This is a genomic window from Caballeronia sp. SBC1, from assembly GCF_011493005.1.
GTDB lineage: Bacteria > Pseudomonadota > Gammaproteobacteria > Burkholderiales > Burkholderiaceae > Caballeronia.
Genome location: NZ_CP049158.1, coordinates 950,303 through 970,321 on the forward strand (window position 1 = coordinate 950,303; position 20,019 = coordinate 970,321).

The 20,019-nt window shown below is 59.9% G+C and carries 14 protein-coding genes and 1 pseudogene; 8 read left to right on the forward strand and 7 right to left on the reverse strand.

Annotated features, from left to right (window positions below; translation table 11 throughout):
* Positions 1-26: 26 nt before the first annotated feature.
* Positions 27-392 (reverse strand): STAS domain-containing protein, encoded by a 366-nt coding sequence (locus SBC1_RS31110; RefSeq protein ID WP_165104132.1) that lies wholly within the window; start codon positions 390-392, stop codon positions 27-29.
* A 98-nt stretch (positions 393-490) separates the two neighbouring features.
* Here SBC1_RS31110 and SBC1_RS31115 point away from each other — a divergent pair, with 98 nt between their 5' ends.
* From SBC1_RS31115 to katG, 8 genes and pseudogenes are all read left to right on the forward strand, one after another.
* Entirely contained in the window at positions 491-1,468 is a 978-nt protein-coding gene (locus SBC1_RS31115) for a hypothetical protein (protein WP_165104134.1), read from the forward strand.
* Positions 1,469-1,694: 226 nt separating this feature from the next.
* Positions 1,695-2,945 (forward strand): ROK family transcriptional regulator, encoded by a 1,251-nt coding sequence (locus SBC1_RS31120; protein ID WP_165104137.1) that lies wholly within the window; start codon positions 1,695-1,697, stop codon positions 2,943-2,945.
* Positions 2,932-4,482: a sugar ABC transporter ATP-binding protein gene (locus SBC1_RS31125; protein WP_241202296.1), complete on the forward strand. Its 1,551-nt coding sequence runs from the start codon at positions 2,932-2,934 to the stop codon at positions 4,480-4,482. Before SBC1_RS31120 ends, SBC1_RS31125 begins: the two co-directional genes overlap by 14 nt.
* Before the next feature lie 136 nt (positions 4,483-4,618).
* Positions 4,619-5,566, forward strand: a pseudogene (locus SBC1_RS31130) (ribose ABC transporter permease); the annotation flags it as partial.
* Positions 5,567-5,664: 98 nt separating this feature from the next.
* The gene (locus tag SBC1_RS31135) at positions 5,665-6,612 is read left to right on the forward strand and encodes an ABC transporter substrate-binding protein (protein WP_165104142.1); all 948 of its coding nucleotides are present in this window, start codon (positions 5,665-5,667) and stop codon (positions 6,610-6,612) included.
* Between the two features lie 142 nt (positions 6,613-6,754).
* Positions 6,755-8,233, forward strand: coding sequence for a glucose-6-phosphate dehydrogenase (gene zwf, locus SBC1_RS31140; RefSeq protein ID WP_165104144.1), 1,479 nt, complete (start codon positions 6,755-6,757; stop codon positions 8,231-8,233).
* 559 nt (positions 8,234-8,792) lie between these two features.
* Positions 8,793-9,308 (forward strand): hypothetical protein, encoded by a 516-nt coding sequence (locus SBC1_RS31145; protein WP_165104146.1) that lies wholly within the window; start codon positions 8,793-8,795, stop codon positions 9,306-9,308.
* Positions 9,309-10,849: 1,541 nt separating this feature from the next.
* Positions 10,850-13,111 (forward strand): catalase/peroxidase HPI, encoded by a 2,262-nt coding sequence (katG, locus tag SBC1_RS31150; protein ID WP_165104148.1) that lies wholly within the window; start codon positions 10,850-10,852, stop codon positions 13,109-13,111.
* A gap of 142 nt (positions 13,112-13,253) precedes the next feature.
* On the opposite strand, the gene SBC1_RS31155 is transcribed toward katG, so the two are convergent.
* The 6 genes from SBC1_RS31155 to SBC1_RS31180 form a co-directional block, all read right to left on the reverse strand.
* Positions 13,254-13,949 (reverse strand): TetR/AcrR family transcriptional regulator, encoded by a 696-nt coding sequence (locus tag SBC1_RS31155; protein WP_241202297.1) that lies wholly within the window; start codon positions 13,947-13,949, stop codon positions 13,254-13,256.
* A gap of 150 nt (positions 13,950-14,099) precedes the next feature.
* Positions 14,100-15,458, reverse strand: a complete 1,359-nt coding sequence (locus SBC1_RS31160; RefSeq protein ID WP_165104150.1) for an MFS transporter — start codon at positions 15,456-15,458, stop codon at positions 14,100-14,102.
* 49 nt (positions 15,459-15,507) lie between these two features.
* The gene (locus SBC1_RS31165; protein ID WP_165104152.1) at positions 15,508-16,644 is read right to left on the reverse strand and encodes a monooxygenase; all 1,137 of its coding nucleotides are present in this window, start codon (positions 16,642-16,644) and stop codon (positions 15,508-15,510) included.
* Positions 16,645-16,646: 2 nt separating this feature from the next.
* On the reverse strand, positions 16,647-17,429 hold the full coding sequence (locus tag SBC1_RS31170; protein WP_304502584.1) for an Asp/Glu racemase: 783 nt from the start codon (positions 17,427-17,429) through the stop codon (positions 16,647-16,649).
* 1 nt (position 17,430) lies between these two features.
* Positions 17,431-19,122, reverse strand: coding sequence for an AMP-binding protein (locus SBC1_RS31175; RefSeq protein ID WP_165104154.1), 1,692 nt, complete (start codon positions 19,120-19,122; stop codon positions 17,431-17,433).
* A 26-nt stretch (positions 19,123-19,148) separates the two neighbouring features.
* Entirely contained in the window at positions 19,149-20,012 is an 864-nt protein-coding gene (locus tag SBC1_RS31180; protein ID WP_165104156.1) for a VOC family protein, read from the reverse strand.
* Between the last annotated feature and the right edge of the window lie 7 nt (positions 20,013-20,019).

A 20,019-nucleotide genomic window follows, 5' to 3' on the forward strand; every position in this document is an offset into this window, starting at 1 on the left:
CTTAAATGTTGATAATTTATCTTATGTCAAATTAGTAGTTCATCGAGTCGCTTCAACATCAATACGCCGCTGCTGTCGAAATGGCTGATGCGTTTCAGGTCGAGCAACACCCAATCGCTGCCGGATAACTCATCGCCAACCACTCGCTCGATTCTCTCGGCCGAGCCAAAGAAAAGCGGACCAGCAAGTTCGACGACAGTAATCCGGCTGCCCTGCTGGCCAAGAGCCTCAAGCGAAGCACGCGAGCGTTGTGTCCTGGAGCGAAGCTGCGTGGCATGGGGTATGCGACGAATCATCTGCGCATTCGAGCGATAGATGAATGCAATAAACGCAGCGGCGAAACCCACACCGAGCGCAACCAGTACACTGGTGAAGACGACTAGCGTCGTCACGACAAGCACCATCGCGAGGTTAAGGAAAATCTCCCAACGGGTAGAAGAATGGCCGCCATAATCCATCTGGCCGGGCAGCTCACGGAGGCACAAACACCATGATCAAGCGGAAAGTCCTTGTCTATTACGCGTGGAGTCGGCCGGGTGAGAACAGCGCGCCGCTTCATGTGATCGAAGATCGATTTCCGGCGCTCTTTGAAAGCCGCCGGATGGGTTTCCCGAGATTCCATGAGTTCTCAAACCTGCATCAGTTTGACCAAAGCATTGCCGGTTTCCTTGACCACATCATGAAGCGCAACTTCACCGCCTTCGTCGATCTGGCGGCGGCGCTCACTGGCCAGAGCGTGACAGAGATCGAGCGTGTCACGGACGACGGGACGCTCACGCCGCTCGATGCACGTCTTCTCAGCGGCGTCGATACACTTATTGTCATCAGTTTCGATTCGCTCAGGACTGCTCAAACAGCGGGAAGCGCGGAAATCGAAACCGTCCGAACGTTCCTCGGACAGCCCGACCATCTTGCCTTCATCTGCCCGCATCACGACATTGGTGATGTAACGGGCCTGCCGGAAGGCGAGCAGCTGCAACGTCAGATTACCGAATTCGAGCATCACGGCGACAAGACGATTCCGCCCCGGCAACGGTTCGGCGGCTTGGCGCGTTCGCTCCTCGCGGGCCTCGGCGTACCGGTGGAAAACCGCTTTGGACTCAGGCCGGCGCCAGAAGCCGACGGATCCCCCGCGCCAATAGAAGCCGATACAACGCTTGATCGATTAGGTCTGCTTCAGAGCGTCAGCACGTTCAATCTGCATCCGCATCTGCCGCAACTTGAGCGTCTCGGCGAGGCTGTGAACAAACTCGACGTGCTGGCACGCCAGCGAATCGACCCCGCCGCCCCGCCGCATCCCTTTGCAGCTGACCATGTGAGATTCGATGCCCTCCTGCAATCCCGACCGGAGACGTTCAACGGCAGCTTGCTCGTTAGCGATTCCACACTCTGGAGTTCAACTGCCGGCGGTGTCGACAGTCTTCGCGAGCTCTGGACGAATGTCGTTCAGCGCCCGCTTCGGTCGTGAGAGCGCAATGGCACGCCCGAAAAACCACTTGGCAGTTTGATCTGACTATTCCTTGTTGGGCGCGCTAATCCAGCTTTGCAAACGGCCGCTTCGCCCGCCCAGCATCGCTTTCTCACCTCCTTCAACCCCCTCTCCGGGATTTCCCTCCTATACATCCCCTCGCAAACGATATTAAATAAATCACGTTGATTTAATAAATACGCAACAGATTCTTAGGAGGAGACCCGTGCGAACTCCCCACATTGGACGTGGCAGCAATTCGGCAAACTTGCGGCTCTATCACGAGCGGCTTTTGCTACAGGCTCTGCGTCGCTCGCAACCTACTGCCAAGGCGGATCTCGCGCGGCTGGCCAACCTGACCAGCACGGCGGTCGGGAGCATCATTGCGTCGCTGGACGAGGCCGGTCTCATTGAACACATTGGCCGCCGGCTCGAAGGCCAGCGCGGTCAGCCCGCTTCGCTGATCCGTCTGAACCCGCGCGGCGCGTTTGGCATTGGCGTGAGAATCGACCGGACCAGCATCGAAACGGTGCTCGTGAATTTTTCTGGCGATGTCCTGGCGCGCAGCACCCTCGACAGGGTGCTCCCCCACCCCGATGAAGTCCTGAAGATCCTTCAGCGCGACATCCAGAACATGCTGGCATTGCTGAACCCGGGCGAGCGCGAGCGGCTGACAGGTATCGGTCTCGCCCAGCCGTTCCACCTGGGCAGTTGGGCACGCGAACTTGGGCTTTCGGCTGAACGCTTCCGGGCGTGGGACGAGATCGATTTCTCGGCCGAGTTAAGCAAGCTGATGGGCCTTCCCGTCTTTGCCGAAAACGATGGCAACGCGGCCGCTATCGCCGAACTATTTTACGGTTGCGGACGCCAGTGTCATGACTTCGTCTATCTCTTCCTCGGCTCGGCGATCGGCGGCGGCATCGCGATCGATGGCGATTGCCTGCGAGGCGGCACGGGCAACGCGGGAGATATTGGCATCATGCCGGTGCCCCCAAGCCGCCTCCCTTCCGCCCCGCTCCCCACCGGGCAATGGGACATCCTGTTGTCGCGCGCGTCGCTGAATGCGCTCGCACGCCATCTGCGGTACAGCGGCGAGTCAATACAAAACCGCTTCGATCTCAGTACCTGCATCCAGCGCAAACTGCCTGCGGTAGACGAGTGGATCGAAGATTGCGTGGAGGCTCTCGCTCCGGCGCTGCACGCAACGTTGTGCGTGGTGGACGTGCCGACAATCGTGCTCGACGCGGATGTCGACAGCGGACTTCTCGATACGCTGCTGGAACGATTGCAGGCTGCAATGACGGCCACGGTGCCGGAAGCCCGCAGCGTCCCGGCACTGGTCCGGGGGTCGTTTGGATCGGATGCGGGCGCCATCGGTGCGGCCACGCTGCCCATGTTCTTCAACTTTTCGCCGAACGCCGGGTTGCTCCAGAGCGCCAGCGCGAAATCGAAAGAGGTCAATCATGCCCATGTCTGAGTCAAAGCCCCCAATCCTCGCCATGCGCGGCATCAGTAAAACCTTTCCCGGTGTGCGCGCACTCGACAACGTGTCGCTGACCGTCTATCCGGGCGAAGTGCATTCGCTGATGGGCGAAAACGGCGCCGGCAAATCCACCTTGATGAAGGTGCTCTCTGGCGCCTACCAGGCGGACCCCGGCGGCGAAATCCTGGTCGATGGAAAGGTGACCAGCATCGACGGCCCGCTCGCGGCGAAAGCGATCGGCGTTGCGGTGATCTATCAGGAGTTAAGCCTCGCGCCCAACCTTTCAGTTGCCGAAAATATCCATGCCGGGCGCGAACTGCGCAAGGGCGGCCGCTTCGGGCTGGTGGACCGGGCAGGCATGGAGCGCGGCTGCGAGGACGTGCTCAAGCGGCTGGGCGCGACCTTTCGGCCGCAGACGCTTGTCGGGGATCTGTCGATAGCGGAGCAACAGTTGGTCGAGATCGCGCGGGCGGTTCATGCCAACGCGCGGATCCTTGTGATGGATGAGCCGACCACGCCGCTGTCATCGCGTGAAACCGACCGGCTGTTCGAGTTGATCCGTAATTTGCGTGCCGAAGGACTGGCGATCATCTACATCAGCCACCGCATGGCCGAGATCTACGAATTGTCGGATCGTGTCTCCGTGCTGCGCGATGGCGCCTACGTCGGCACGCTCGATCGCGAGGATTTGTCAGCCGAGAGCCTCGTCAAAATGATGGTCGGCCGGGATATTTCCGGCTTCTACAAAAAGCAGCATGCGCCCTACGACCCGGGCAAGGTCGTGCTGTCGGTCCGCGATGTCGCCGATGGCCGCCGCGTCAAAGGTTGCAGCCTCGAACTTCACGCTGGCGAAGTGCTTGGAATTGCAGGGCTGGTCGGCGCGGGCCGCACCGAACTGGCGCGGCTGATCTTCGGCGCCGAGCCGCGTATTCGAGGAGAAATCACAGTCGATGGCAAGACGCTCGCCATGCGCTCGCCGCGTGACGCGATCGATGCAGGCGTGGTGTATCTGACTGAAGACCGCAAGCGCCAGGGCCTCTTCCTCGACATGAGCGTGCGCGACAACATCAACGTTGCCGTGGCCGGCCGCGATGCCCGTCTTGGCGTGCTCGACCTCGCCCGAGGCGCGTCTCGCGCGCGCGACGCGATTTCCGCGCTCTCCATTCGCGTGGCAAACGCGAAAGTGAACGCGGGCTCTTTATCCGGCGGCAACCAGCAGAAAGTGCTGCTGTCGCGCCTGCTGGAAACGAAACCGCGCGTCCTCATCCTCGATGAACCCACACGCGGCGTCGACATCGGCGCCAAGTCAGAGATTTATCGAATCATCAACGAGCTGGCTCGATCCGGCGTTGGCATCATCGTTATATCGAGCGAACTACCGGAAGTCATCGGCGTCGCCGACCGCGTGCTCGTCATGCGCGAAGGCGAACTCGCCGGCCAGCTTGGCGGCCATACCGGCACGCCGATCACGCAGGAAGCCATCATCGAACTGGCAACGGGCTCCCGCCCCCCGGTCGACCAGGCAGCTTGATTCGTACACCGAACCAATCAGACGTCACGAATATCTGGAGGACGACATGAGCAATTCACTCAAGCCGCAGGAAGCCGGCACAACCCCTGTAAAGGGCACGACCGACCCGGTCCAGCGACAAGCGAACATCTTGCGGCACGAGCGCATGCAGACTCTGATGCGAACAGCGGGCATGCTGCCTATCCTGATTCTTCTTTGCATCGGCTTCGGGATTACGACGGGTAATTTCTTCAGCCTCCAAAACCTGTCGATCGTCACGCAGCAGGCGTCAATCAACGTGGTGCTGGCTGCGGGCATGACCTTCGTGATCTTGACCGGCGGTATCGACCTGTCGGTGGGGTCCGTGCTGTCGGCCGCGGCGGTGGCAGCCTTGCTGGCATCGAACATTCCGGGCTTCGGCGGCCTCGCCGTGCCGGTCGCGCTCGCGGTCGGAGCCGGCTTCGGACTGATCAACGGTGCACTGATTTCTCTCCTCAGGCTGCCGCCGTTCATTGTGACGCTTGGCTCGCTGACGGCGGTACGCGGCATTGCCCGGTTGATGGGACATGACACCACGATCTTCAACCCGCAACTGTCGTTCGCGTTCATCGGCAACGACTCGCTCTTTGGTATTCCCTGGCTGGTCATCATCGCCGTCGCGGTTGTCGCGATCTCATGGTTCATCCTGCGCCGAACGGTTCTCGGATTGCGGATCTATTCCGTCGGCGGGAACCCCGAAGCGGCGCGTCTTTCAGGTATCCGGGTATGGGGCATCGAGATGTTCGTGTATGTCATCTCCGGCTTTCTTGCAGGTCTCGGCGCGGTCATGTCGGCAGCCCGCCTGTATGCGGCGAATGGCTTGCAGATGGGGCAATCGTACGAACTCGACGCCATCGCGGCGGTGATCCTGGGCGGCACCAGTTTCGTGGGCGGCGTGGGATCGATCATCGGTACGCTGGTGGGCGCGCTGATCATCGCGGTCCTGACCAATGGTCTCGTGCTGCTCGGCGTGTCGGACGTGTGGCAGTACATCATCAAAGGCCTGGTGATCATTGGCGCAGTGACGCTCGACCGGTACCGCCAGCGTGGTTCAGCACGCACCTGAAGCATCTATCGAATCTTGCCTTATAGAAGGTAGAGGACGGACGCGAAAACGGTCCCTTCGCGCCCGAAAATACACCGGACCCACTTGGAGACAACGAAATGTTGAAACAAAAAATCGCGGCCGCAAGCATTGCATTGGCGCTCGGCTTCAGCCTCACTGCCCCGGCGCACGCTGCCGACAAGCAACTCAAGTCGATCGGCATCACGGTCGGATCGCTCGGCAACCCCTACTTCGTCACCATCGTGAAAGGTGCGGAGGCCAAAGCCAAGCAGATCAACCCGGCCGTGACCGTGACGGCTGTATCGGCCGACTACGACATGAGCAAGCAGTTCACGCAGATCGATAACTTTATTGCTGCTCACGTGGACATGATCCTGTTGAACGCAGCGGACCCGAAGGCCATCGAGCCGGCAGTGAAGAAGGCGCAGGCCGCAGGGATTGTTGTTATTGCAGTCGACGTGGCAGCCGCCGGCGCCGACGCCACCGTTCAGACGAACAACGTCCAGGCCGGCGAGCTGTCTTGCGGGTTTATCGTGAAGAAGCTCAACGGCAAGGGCGACGTCGTGATTGAAAATGGACCGCCCGTTTCGGCTGTGCTGGATCGCGTGAAGGGCTGTAAGTCGGTGCTGGCCAAGAGCCCGGGCATCAAGGTCCTGTCGGATGACCAGGACGCCAAGGGATCGCGCGAAGGCGGCATGGCTGCGATGCAGGGCTACCTGACGCGGTTCCCGAAGGTGGACGCGGTATTCGCGATCAACGACCCGCAGGCGGTCGGCAGCGATCTTGCCGCGAAGCAGTTGCATCGGAAGGAACTGTTCATTACGTCAGTGGATGGCGCACCGGACATTGAGACGGCGCTCAAGAGTGACACGCTCGTTCAGGCGTCGGCCAGCCAGGATCCGTGGACGATGGCACAGAACGCCGTGACCATTGGCTACGACATCATGAACGGCAAGAAGCCGGCCAACCCGCTTATGCTGATGCCGTCAACGCTCGTGACGCGCGATAACGTAGGCAGTTACAAGGGCTGGACCGCGGCGCATTGAACTAAACCGGGCGGGCGGTGATCGCGGTGCCGCTCGCCGGGTTTTCTGTCATATAGCGAGAGGTTGGGTTCAATTCAACGACGGGGCAACATAATAAATCATTCGCATTGCGAACGAAATTTCTCCGTGGCTTATTCCCGCGATGAAACCTTCTATCAGCAGGCCGGATCATCCCCCATTCGCCTTCGTCCTGTTCGGCGGAACGGGCGATCTGGCGATGCGCAAGATTTTGCCCGCGCTGTGTGCGGCGCACCGTGACGGTATGCTCGCGCCAGATGGAAAAATCGTCGCAGTCGCGCTGACAGCACTGGATACCGGCAGCTATCGGCGATGGGTCGACGAGCACGTCAAGCCAACCGTCCTGGCAGCCGCGACCGACGATTCAGTGTGGCAAAGTTTTCTTGAGCGCATTGCCTACGTCGCGCTCGACGTCAGTCAGCCCGAAGCATTCTCCTTGCTGGCTGATACGCTAGCCACGGTCCGCGGCAGACCCATTTTCTACCTGGCAACCGGGCCTGCGCTGTTTGTGCCAGTCTGCCGCGCCCTGGCGTCGGCCGGACTCACCGAAGGCTCCCGCGTCGTTCTGGAGAAGCCGCTCGGCTACGATCTGGCATCGTCCAATGCGATCAACGACGCAGTCGGCCAGATCTTCAAGGAAGACCAGATCTACCGGATCGACCACTACCTCGGCAAGGAAGCGGTCCAGAACCTGCTCGCACTGCGCTTCGGCAATTCGTTGTTCGAACCATTGTGGCGCCGTGAATGGGTAGAGAGCGTTCAGATCACTGTAGCCGAGGAATTGGGTGTTGAAGGCCGCGGCAACTTCTACGACCAGACGGGTGCGCTGCGCGATATGGTGCAGAACCACCTGTTGCAACTGCTATCCATCATCGCGATGGAACCGCCGCAGCCGATGGACGCGGATGCGGTGCGCGACGAGAAGCTGCGCGTGCTGCGCGCGCTCAAACCGCTGCATCGCGACGAGATTGGACGGAGCGTGGTCCGTGGACAATATCATGCCGGCAGCATCAAGGACACAACGGTACCCGCTTATCACGAGGAGGCCGGTGTCAGCCAGGGCAGCACGACCGAGACTTTCGTCGCGTTGAAAGTCGAGGTGGAAAACTGGCGTTGGGCGGGTGTGCCGTTTTTTTTGCGGACCGGCAAGCGGCTCGCAGGCCGCATTGCAGAGATTGTCGTCAACTTCCGGCCGGTGCCGCACTCTGCGTTGGGGCCGGTGGCCTTGCGTCCGGGCTCGAACCGGCTGACGATCCGTTTGCAACCGAACGAATCAATCCGGCTCAGTGCGCTCGCCAAGCAGCCGGGCATGGGAATGACCTTGCAAGGCGTGCACCTCGATCTGGCCTTCGATCAATTCTTCAAGCAGGACCGGATGGAGGCTTATCAGCGCCTGTTACTCGATGTAATCGCGGGGCGGCTCGCGCTCTTCGTGCGGCGCGACGAGCAGGAGGCTGCGTGGCGATGGGTTGCGCCAATCATCGAAGATTGGGCATCACAGACAAGCCTTCCGAAACCCTACTCGTCCGGTACCTGGGGGCCGGCGGCAGCCAGCGCTCTGCTCGCTCGGCACAACACCTGCTGGCAGGAAGAAGAAAACTGAGCGACGCCGTAGACCCACTGTGCACATTTCGCCCGGCCGCACGAGGAGATTGTCAGCTCCATGAAAGCCCCCGATAGCGAATTAGCTGCACGGTCCATGCGCGAGCACCTGTTGAGCGTCCAGTGGCGCACATCCGTCGGACGAGACAATGCCACCGAACGCGACGGTTGAGGAATCCGCCGCATTTGCTTGGTTGAGTGAATTTAAGCACGTTGGTGTCGCAAACCCATCGATACGCTCCACAGGTCGACCGCATTTGAGCAAACAGCGGGGCTAAACGTCGCTAGTTCGTTCGATAGCATTCGTTAGTGCCCGCTAAACTTACCTGTCGCAAGCAACTCTGCGCGGGATGCCCAAAGCCTATGGTGATGCCCACTTTTCGGGTTATCCCGACGGGGGTCTAGTCATAAGACCAACGCCGCAGCGCGATCGAGAACAAACCGCGTTCGGACAAGCGCGTGAAGTGCGTTGGCACGAATCGCAGTAAAAATATTTAATACGGGAATTGCGCTTTGGCGCGCGCAGTCTTGCATTCCGACGGCCAGCAAAGGAATCGATAATGAGCAAAACCGACACGCACGCGAGCAATGGAGGGGCGGCCAAGCGGCCACAGCTGAAGCGGTCTGATCTGCTGCCAATGCCGGCAGCTACCTTCCGGGCTGCCTCGCTCCGCAATCATTTGGCGCTGGTCGCCTTGCGCCAGGGTTTCGGCAATGCCGAGATCGCTGGCGACTTGCTGAAGGCCGCCTACCTTACCTACTATATATGCGGCATCGACGCAGACGAGGGTTCGCTCGAGACCTGTGTTGCTGCAGAACTGACGATTAAAGCAAGCGTTGCGCATGCAAAAATGGCGGGCGAATGGACGTTGAAATCCGACCACGCTCACTACGTTGAGAAAATGCTGTGTCAGCACGACGCCCAACTGACAACGTTAGGTTTCCGTACAATTGATGCGGCAGCGAGGCGGTTATCTCAAGTGTTAGAAGACGGCGGAATGCCGAACCTGGCCTCGAAGTACATGAGAGTGCTGAAACAGCGCTGCGAATCGCCGACTCATCTCGTTCCAGCGTAGGGGAAGGATCAACCCTTGCCCTTTCACGGGCCTCGATTCCGGATGGTAGATCTCCATGCCGACCACGCCCAAGCCCTTGTGACACCCGCATCCGTTCTTCAGGACGTCAATTGCAGCATGCAGCCGTCTGGAGACTTTCAATACCGTGGCTCGCTGCAGCTCGCCGGTGGATGATCAGTAGACCGGTGCAATGGGATAATGTTCGTCGGCGGCTTTTTAGCGACACACTGACAGGCCCAATACGTCTGGTCACCAATCACGTGTTTCGTCAAAACGCAGTCGTCCGCGCAATCGTCGCTCTGGCATCCGAATACTGCCTCAGCGACGTTACTCGAATCGAGTACGCACCACACATTGCACAAGCCACAACGGGAAGATCGAACGATGTCCTTGATCGCCGAAGGATACTCTGAGCGTTCGAGCGCACGCACGACTGTTTCACCGTCCCGCTGGAACACTGTAAGAAGTTTGCCGACCACCTTGACCATGCGCACGCCCTCCGAATTCCATCGTCTGTAAGCCAATGACACATCACACGCGGGGCTACACGAATAACGCCCAGTGCAGGAAACGGCCTTCGCCAGGAAGCTCAGGAAACCAAGCGTCGTAATCGATTTCCTGCTGGAGATAGCCCTCACCGATTCAAACGCAACTCATACGAACTGTGGTTGTCCCGAACGTCTTGTTGCAGATCTCCGTACTATCCCCTACTCCTAATCGTTCGGCGCCAGATAGCGCGTTCAACGTTGTCTTTACATCTGCGGACTCGCTGGGAAGGAAGGGGTGTCTGCATATTATGGAGTTCAATGGGTCAGGTGCCACCACCCTTGTTACCGGGTTTTTACCCTACCTAATACGTTAGCCGCGATTGCGGAAGTTTCCAATCGGTGAACGTAACGATGGTAGCGATGCGGTCCACCCTACGCAATGTGGTGCATCGCGGTAGCGAGCTAAAAGCGCCCTTCTTCGGTGCTGGTCATGCTGCATGAAAGACAGGGCGCCATGAGTCTCCACTTGATTAAGAGAGGCTGGCGATTTGATGTCGTATTGCGCGGCGATCAACCAGTACCAACAAGATCGGGCAGTACGAGCGGTGGTTTTCGTCGTCGTCCAATTGCTGCACCGTGTCAAACGGCTCGACATAGTCCATCACCGTAGACCGGGCGAGGTGCCGCGCTTCGGGAAGCCGTTGCAGAAGTTGTCCTCGTGGCCCTACAGATGTCGACAAGCCATACAAAAAGCGCCCGCTCCGATATAGCGGTGACCTATCAATGGCATTGCACGAATCTAATTCTGTTGATGGTCACACTCGCTTATATTTAATTGGAGTAGGCTCGCCAACGCGAGCAGTGCTCGTTCAATGTACGCTACGACATCGCTTGCGGGAGTAATAGGTTGCGCCTCGGGTGATGAACAGTTAGAGCCGACCAAGGGATTTCCCGGAAGACCCGCGGGCGCGAGGTCATCGATGCAATGCACCATGAAAGCCTGACGCCCTTATAGAAAAAGTAGTGGGATACGTCCTCTCAAGGAGATAACGCATGTCAAATGACGCAAAATGCCCGTTCAATCATGCCGCTGGCGGTGGCACGACGAACCGTGACTGGTGGCCTAAGCAACTGCGGGTGGACCTGCTCAGCCAGCACTCCAGCAAGTCCAACCCCTTGGACAACGGCTTCAACTATGCCGAGGCTTTCAAGAGCCTTGACCTCGCCGCTGTAAAGAAGGACCTTGCCGCGCTGATGACCGATTCGCAAGATTGGTGGCCGGCTGACTTCGGCCACTACGGCCCGCTATTTATCCGCATGGCTTGGCACAGTGCTGGGACGTACCGCATTGGCGACGGCCGCGGGGGCGCCGGGCGCGGCCAGCAGCGTTTCGCGCCGCTCAACAGCTGGCCGGACAATGTCAGCCTGGATAAAGCTCGCCGCTTGCTCTGGCCGATCAAGCAGAAGTATGGGCAGAAGATTTCCTGGGCTGACCTGTTGATCCTCACCGGCAATGTCGCGCTTGAGACGATGGGCTTCAAGACCTTCGGCTTCGGCGGCGGCCGCGAAGACACATGGGAGCCGGACCAGGACGTCTACTGGGGCAACGAAAAGACCTGGCTGGGCGGCGATGTCCGTTATGGCAAGGGTGCCGCCGGCGAGGACGACGACGGAGGCGTGATCGTAGCCGACGAAGAGAAGCACGGCGAAGAGACCAGCCGCACTGACGCCGGGCGCGATCTGGAAAATCCGTTGGGCGCTGTGCAGATGGGCCTGATCTATGTCAATCCGGAAGGTCCCGACGGCAATCCGGACCCGGTTGCCGCGGCGCACGACATCCGTGAAACCTTCGCGCGCATGGCCATGAACGACGAGGAAACCGTCGCGCTGATTGCCGGTGGCCACACGTTTGGCAAGACGCACGGAGCCGGTCCTGCCGACAATGTCGGTCCCGAGCCCGAGTCGGCCGATCTCGAGAATCAAGGGCTGGGCTGGAAGAACAGCTTCGGCAGCGGCAAGGGCGGCGACACGATTACGAGCGGCCTGGAAGTCACGTGGACCAGCGCGCCGACGAAGTGGGACAACGGCTTTTTCGAGAACCTGTTCGGTCACGAATGGGAACTGACCAAGAGCCCCGCCGGCGCCAATCAGTGGGTCGCCAAGGGCGCGGGTGAAACGATCCCGCACGCTCATGATCCGTCGAAAAAGCTGCAGCCGACTATGCTCACCACTGACCTGTCGCTGCGCTTCGACCCCACCTACGAGAAAATATCGCGGCACTTCTGGGAGCATCCTGACGAGCTAGCCGATGCCTTCGCCCGTGCCTGGTTCAAGCTGACGCATCGCGACATGGGGCCGCGCGCCCGCTACCTTGGCCCTGAAGTACCGGCCGAAGAACTGCTGTGGCAGGATCCCATTCCGGCAGTCGACCATCCCCTGGTCGAAGAGCCGGACATCACTTCGCTCAAGCAGAAGATCCTGGCATCGGGGCTGGCCGTCTCTGAGCTGGTCTCGACCGCGTGGGCGTCGGCGTCCACCTTCCGTGGTTCCGACAAGCGCGGTGGTGCCAATGGTGCGCGCATTCGCCTCGCGCCGCAGAAGGATTGGGAGGTCAACCAGCCCGAGCAGCTGTCGAAGGTGCTGAAGGCGCTCGAAGGCATCCAGGGCGAATTCAACAGTGCGCAGTCCGGCGGCAAGAAGATATCGCTGGCCGACTTGATTGTGCTGGCGGGGAGCGCCGGCATCGAGCAGGCTGCGAAAAACGCCGGGCATCAGGTAACCGTGCCGTTCACGCCCGGTCGCATGGACGCCTCGCAGGCACAGACCGATGTGGACTCCGTCGCGGCGCTGGAACCGGTTGCCGATGGTTTCCGCAATTACCTAAAGGGCAAGCTCAAGGTTCCGGCCGAGGCTTTGCTGATCGACAAGGCGCAATTGCTGACCCTGACCGCCCCGGAAATGACGGTGCTCATTGGTGGCTTGCGTGCCCTGAACGTCAATGTCGGGAAGAATCCGCACGGCGCATTCACCGACCGGCCGGAAACGCTGACCAACGACTTCTTCCGCAACCTGCTCGACATGGGTACGGAATGGCAGCAGATCTCGTCGAGCCGGGACGTGTTTGAGGGGCGGGACCGCAAGACTGGGGAGAGGAAGTGGACCGGCTCCCGTGTCGATCTGATCTTCGGTTCGCATTCCCAGCTTCGAGCCCTTAGCGAAGTCTATGCCACTGAGGACGCGCAGGAAAAATTCGTCCACGACTTCGTCGCAGCCTGGGTGAAAGTGATGAACCTCGACCGGTTCGAGCTTGCCTGACAGCTCGCGCGGCCCCGTCAGGGTAGTCATCCTGGCGGGGCTTTCCCAGCCGCGCGACGATCACAATTGAATTGCCAGAGTGGAACCTGCTACCAACTGTTCGGAACTTTGACGGGAACGTCAGACCGCAGCCGTGTTTTATCTACTCGGGCTTCGGCGTTTTATCGATCATCAGCGACAGATGGTCCAGATCTTCACGCAGCAGCGCCAACGCTTCGCTCACCGTACGGCTGCCTTTTAGCTGGCGTTTCACCGGACGGACTACCGACTGCAACGCGAGCTCCGCGATCGTATCGGCAATCTCGATCGCGCTGCTCGCGCCTGCCGGCTTGTACCAGAACGCCGGCCAACTGCACATGCCGATGAGCGTGAACGCCGTGACCTTCGCATCCACCACGCGGAATACACCGGCGTTCACGCCGGCCTCGATTGCCGCTGTAAAGTTGTTCAGCACCGCGCGTTTCGCGTCTTCGTTCGCACGATACGCACGCTCGGGCAACTGCTGCTCGGTGCGGTGGATTACGCGAAATTCGTTGTAGTGGCTGAGGATCAGCATTGTGTGCTGATGAACAAGCAAGCGCAGGCGCTCTTTCGGGTCCGCGTCCGGCTCGGCAACCGCCTGGCTCGACAGCCGCTTCGCTCTTAACGTGACCTCCTCGACCAGCGCCGTAAGAATCTCATCCTTGTTCTTGAAGTAGTAATAGACCGCCGTACGCGTCACACCCAGCGCCTCGGCAATTTCCTGCATCGACACACCGCCGAAACCCTTCTCGATGAAAAGCGCGGCTGCGGCGTTCAGGATCTGTTCTTTTTGTCCCTCAGCGTTCACCTTTGCCACGAAACCACTCCTGATAACGGTCGGCGGCCAGAGCGCCGCGGTACCGTAGTGTTGTGTTCGCGTGATTGTAGCGTTCAATCTCCGACGTTCGATCGGTATGCCGAGCCCATTGCGCTCGTGCCTTCGCCGCGAGCCCTAAGCAAGGCGCCTTCATGCGTCGCTGCGCGACAATTCGATTTGCTTGCCGCGCCGGCCATGTATGCGGCCAAGTCCGCCGACAGCCACCGCCGCCAATACGGTCGGTACGGCCGACATAAGCAAGATTTGATCGACGCTCCAGGCAAGCGCCATCAACTGGCCGCCGACTAGCGGCCCCAGCACCGCGCCAAGCCTGCCGAACCCGAGCGCCCAGCCCGCACCGGTAGCTCGCGAGCGCGTCGGATAGATTGCGACCGCTAATGCGTTCAGCCCGGATTGACCGCCGAGAATGCAGAAGCCGGCAAATGCGATACACACGAAGGCGGCTGGTGGCGACGCATGGAAATAACTTATTCCCACTATCGCGACGCCACCGAGCGCGAAATTGCCAGGCAGCACGGCAGCGAAACCGCGCCGGTCGATCAGCATGCCGAGCGCGTAGTTGCCCGCGAGGCCACCAAGCCAGAGCGCGGTGCCCGCCACTACTGCCCGGTTCGACGAATACCCCGCACCGCTCGTCAACACCGGTATCCATGCTGCGAGGAAATACGCGCACAGCATATTGGCAAAGTTCGCGACCCAAAGCAGCAGCGTGACGATCCGGCGGTTATCGCCGAATAATGTAGCCAGTGCATGACCCCCGAGCCCCTTGCGGATTTCTTCGCGGGTCGGCGGCAGTATGGGCACCGTGGCGCCGGGCGCCACACGGTGAAGCAACAGCAACGTCCTTGGCGCTTGCGGATGGCGAAGCAGGTAAAACTGCAGCGATTCGGGAAGCACCGCAAGCATCGAAAAAGAAAGCAACGCTGTGAGCAAAGCGCCCGCATAAAAAACGCCGCTCCATCCGAACGGTGCAATCACAAGCACCGCAATGGCTCCGCCAACCACGCCGCCCACGATGTAGCCCGAGGACACCGCCATCATCAGACTGACGCGAACGCGTGCCGGACTGTATTCGCCCGCCAGCGCCATTGCATTCGGAACGATTACGCCCATCCCGATGCCTGCGGCGAAACGTATGGCGATCAGTGTGCCGACCGAGTGGGCGGCCGGCGTGAGCACCATGCAAAGCGCAACCCAGGCGGTCGCCGCGATCAGTACGGGACGGCGGCCGATCTCGTCTGCCAGTCCCGCAAGCGCGAGCGATCCAACGAACATGCCCAACAAGCCGGCCCCGAAGACCGGACCCAGGATCGAGCGACCGGCGCCCCAAGTCCGGATCAGGGCTGGAGCGGCATAAGCCATTGCCTGAACGTCGTAACCGTCGATCACCATGCACAACGCGCACAAGCCAATTACACGCCACTGAACGGCCGAGACCGGCCTCTCGTCGAACAATGAAAAAGCGCTCTCTTCTCCTGCCGATGCCATGACTGTCTCCGTACCCGGTTTGACCAATCGACGAAGCAACAAACCCCGCTCAAGCAGGCACGCCGTATATCGACTCGTATTGACGAATGAACTCGGGAGCACGGTGGCGCAGGTCGTCATGCGTTACCCGTCCAGTACGGCGCATGTAGTCGTAAGTGAAACCGACCGGATCGAGATGCAGCTTGTCGCCGACGTTTTCGTACCAGTCAAGACTCTTTGCCGCCGCCTGCTGGAAGCGGTCCGACGCGGATCGGCGTGAGACCTCGAAATAGCCGAACGCTGCGTCGAGATCGGTCGCGTGAGCACACAGGCCTTCATACAGCGCGATGGAATCTTCCATCGCCATGCGCGTGCCGGAACCCAGCGAGAAGTGAACCGAGCGCAACGCGTCGCCAATCAAAACCATGTTCTCGTGATACCAGTTCTCATTCTTGACTGTGACAGCTTCGAACCACGCGGACTTGTTCGACAGCAGCCCATGTCCGTCCAGGTCGTCCGCGAAGACCTTTTCGCAAAACGCGCGGCTGGCCGCGTCGTCCATCTCGCCCAATCCGGCGTGGGCCCACGTCAGCGGATCTGTTTCAATCAGAAACGTGCTCATCCGGTCGCTGTAGGCGTAACTATGGGCAATGAACGCACCGAACCTGTTCTCACGAAAAATCAGTGAGACGGCATGAAACAGCTTGCTGGTGCCGTACCACGCAAATTTGTTTCGACGCTGCACGAACGAGGGTTTGAACGCATCCGCATACTGCGTGCGAGTCCGGCTGTTCACTCCGTCCGCCACCACCACGAGATCCGCCTGAGGTAGCTTGCTCATATCATCCACGTGGAAGTTGAACTGCAGTTCCACACCCACCGATCTGCATTCGGCATGCAGAAACTGCAGCAACGCAATGCGGGCTACTCGCGAGAAGCAGTTGCCCTGTATAGGCACATGTACGCCGCGATGGACAATCTCCATGTGATCGGAACGCACGTGAGCGGTGGTGAATCGACGGAAAAACCCGGGGTCCGATTTCGCGAGAAACACTAGTGCAATGTCGGAAAACACCACGCCCCAGCCATAGGTTGCACCGGCGTCATTCTGTTCGAAGACCCGTACGGTCCATTCCGGAAAACGCCGCTTGATCAGGTACGAGAAAAACAATCCGCCCGGACCGCCGCCTACAATGTTGATGTTCATGATCAGGCTCCTGCCGCTGACTCGAGCGTCGCGAATCTTTCCGTGAGTAACGCACCACCGCCCGGTATCCGCGCATCGAGCCCAAGCTTGTCGAGCATCCGTCGCGTCGTGCACACCGCAGTCGACGTCACGGGAATACCGAGCTTTGTTTCGATCGCGTCAATAGCCGGCAGCGATTGCATCTGCACGCAAGCCGACGCAACCACCACGTCGGTGTTCGCCACGTTGAGCGTCTCCATGTCCTTCAGAAGCTGCATCGGGTCGCGCCTGCCTACATCCAGGTTATCGGCGATCTCGAACGAGAGCGCGTCGATCACCTCGATCCCTTCGCTTTCGATGTACTCCACGACCAGCTTCGTCAGCGGCTTCATATACGGAGCCATCAGCGAAATCCTGTGGGCACCCATGATTTTCAGGCCCTCGATCAGCGCTCCCGCCGAGGTCATCACCGCTGCGTTGCACTGATTGGCCCGGACCACCTCCGCCAGTTCCCTCTCCACCGTGCGGTGGTATCCGGGCCCTATCGCCATGATCGCGACAAGGCAAGCAGTACTCATCACGTCAACGCGGGCATCGGCCAGTTCCGCAGCGCATCGCAAGCCTTCCTTGTTCATGGCGACAAGTTCCTCTTTCGTCACATTGTGCATTCGCATGCGGCTCGAATGAAACGTGAACCGCTCGGGCGCCAGCATTTCGCGGCGCCGTAGCAAAGCGGGCACTTCAGTTTCCATCGTCGTGTTGGAGCTCGGCACGATCTGGCCGATCCGGTAAGCGAGCTTGCTCATGTCAATGATCCTGTCTGGAAGATAAAACAGCGGCTGCAGCTTCGGCCTCGATGGTCTCGGCGATCATCCGGCGCATGGCGGGTTTGTCGACCTTGCCGACTCGCGTCACCGGAAACGCGTCCACGATTTCAATACGCTCCGGACACTTGAACTTCGCCAGACCTTGCGACGAAAGGAATTTGATGATCTGCGGGACATCGGGCACAGCATGTCCCTCGCGCAAAATAAGAAACGCACAGGCTTTTTCTCCGTACAGCGTGTCAGGCATGGCCACGAGTTTTGCGTCGAGCACGGCCGGGTGCCGGCTTAGAAACGCTTCGACTTCTTCCGCGCCAATCTTTTCGCCGCCGCGATTGATGTTGTCGCGCAAGCGACCTTCGAACGAGTAATACGTGAGGCCCCGGATGACATGCGCGCGCATCATGTCACCAGTGCGGAAAAATCCGTTCGATGTAAAAGCCGTGGCATTCGCTTCCGGTGCGTTGTAGTAGCCTCTGAGACTCGACGGTCCGCGAAAACACAGTTCTCCCATTTCGCCCACCGCGACAGGCACCTCGCTATCGGGCTTCAGCAAAACAAGTTCGTCATACTCACAGCCTGAGCGCCCATGCGTGTGGTGACGGACGAATGTCTCGGCCGCCGGGCCGGAGCCGATCAGCAAACCTTCGGTCGTGCCGTACAGATTCGAGCTCGGCACACCGAGAAATGCTTCGAGCCCATCAGCGCGAGTCAGGCAGAAGAACAGTTTCAGCGACGACAGGTCATAGTCGAGCACCTCGGCACACGCCATGATCTGCGGCGCTATCGGCCCGATTGAAACGGCATGGGTCACGCGATGCAGCTGGATCAGATTCGCCATCCTTACTATATCGACCTTCGGCATCAATACGGTGGTCTGCCCGAGGGCGATCGTGGGCACCAGCGCATACAAGTGCGCCGCGTTATGAAGCAAGGGTAATGACCAGATCAGCGTGGCATGCTCGCCGGCATCCACGTGCCGGGACCATGCCTCGGCATGCGCGAGGTATTCGGCGTGAAACCGCGGGATGATTTTGGGCACGCCCGTCGTGCCGCCCGAGAGCTGGAAACTCAGGACGTCTTCTGAGCCGATGTGTACCGCGCTCAGCAAGGCCCTCGCTTCATCCAGGGAGATCGACTCTGCCAGTGCGGACATTGAATGGGTGCCCTCGGCTGCCGCACCGCGCGCCACGACGACATGCCTGAGCGACGGATGCCCGGCAAGCATCGTCTGTGCAAATCCGACAAGATCGAACTTTCCGGCGTCAGCCTGCACGAAATAAGCTTGCGGCAACGCCAGGCTCGCAAGCTTGCCGATCTCGACCTCGCGATACTGCGGCAACGCGCACACCGGGACAATGCCGCTCTTGTAGCAGGCGCACAGCGCCAACGCGGTGTCGATCGTCGTTCCCATCTGGAACACGGCGCGCGCGCCCGGCTGGAGGCCAAGTTTGAGCAACGCGGCAGCCAGCCGATCGCTTTGCTCGTCAAGGGTGCGGAACGTAATGCTGCGCTCGTCGCTGATCAGAGCCAGCTTGTCGGGTAGGCGCTCGGCCGTCCGCGCAAGGGCCTCGGCGAAGGTCCTGTCGACCCACGCCCCGACTTCGAAGTAATGCCGGGCAACCGAAGGATCGCAATAAACTACGCCCTCGATTGGAAAGTTGATGCCTGCCATATCTGTCTTCTCCAGTCGATCCGCTTTTATTGTCCGACGATGCGAACGCGGTCTTTGTCGAATGTATCAATACGTCCGCACAATCCGCCGGCGAACAGGCCGTACCAAACAGCCGGTTTCAAGCCAAGTTCCTTGCGGTTGAACTCCAGCGCCTCGTCCGATTCAATCAGGAAATAACCCGGCGACGGTTGCGAGACCCGGTACACCGAATGACGCCGCGCGGCATCGACCACACTCGCGAACTCTGCCAGCGCGGGCACGAAAAAGCCCGGCCCTTTGCTCGTTATGCCGGATTGTTCGATGAGTAGCCGGCCCTTCTCCTGCCACACAGTATCGATCTGCCGGACTTGTCCTGCTCTCCCGCTCGCCGCGTGCTCGGCCTCCATCGCGGCCGCGAGCGTCAGCGCCGCGTCGCTTGCGTCCAGCGCCTGCAGTTCGCGCAGCTTGACCGTGATCTCGATGAAGTAGCCGTTGGGGTCGCGAAAGTAAATCGATTCGATCACTTCATGCTGCGTCGTGGAAGAGACTTCGACACCCTTGGCTTCCAGCATCTCCTTCCAGGCGAGCAACCGCTCCACGCTGTCCGTCAGCCACGCTGTGTGCGTTGCGTCGAACACATGGTCGTCCGGCGTGGGTGGCATCGAGGGGCGCTCCTGTGGGCGCGGCTCGCCCAGATAGTAGAAAAAGGCGATCGTGCTGCCGTTGCCGCTGTCGAAGAAGAAATGAAGAAAGTCCGGATGAGTCCGCGGGCCCCAGCCCCGCGCGGAAATTGCATGGACTAAAGGCAGACCCAACGTGTCGCGATAAAACTCGATAGTCTCGCGTAGTTTCCAGGTCGGTCGCGCTGTGTGATCGACCCCCGATAACGTTAGTAATGCTGATTGATTCATTTTGAAA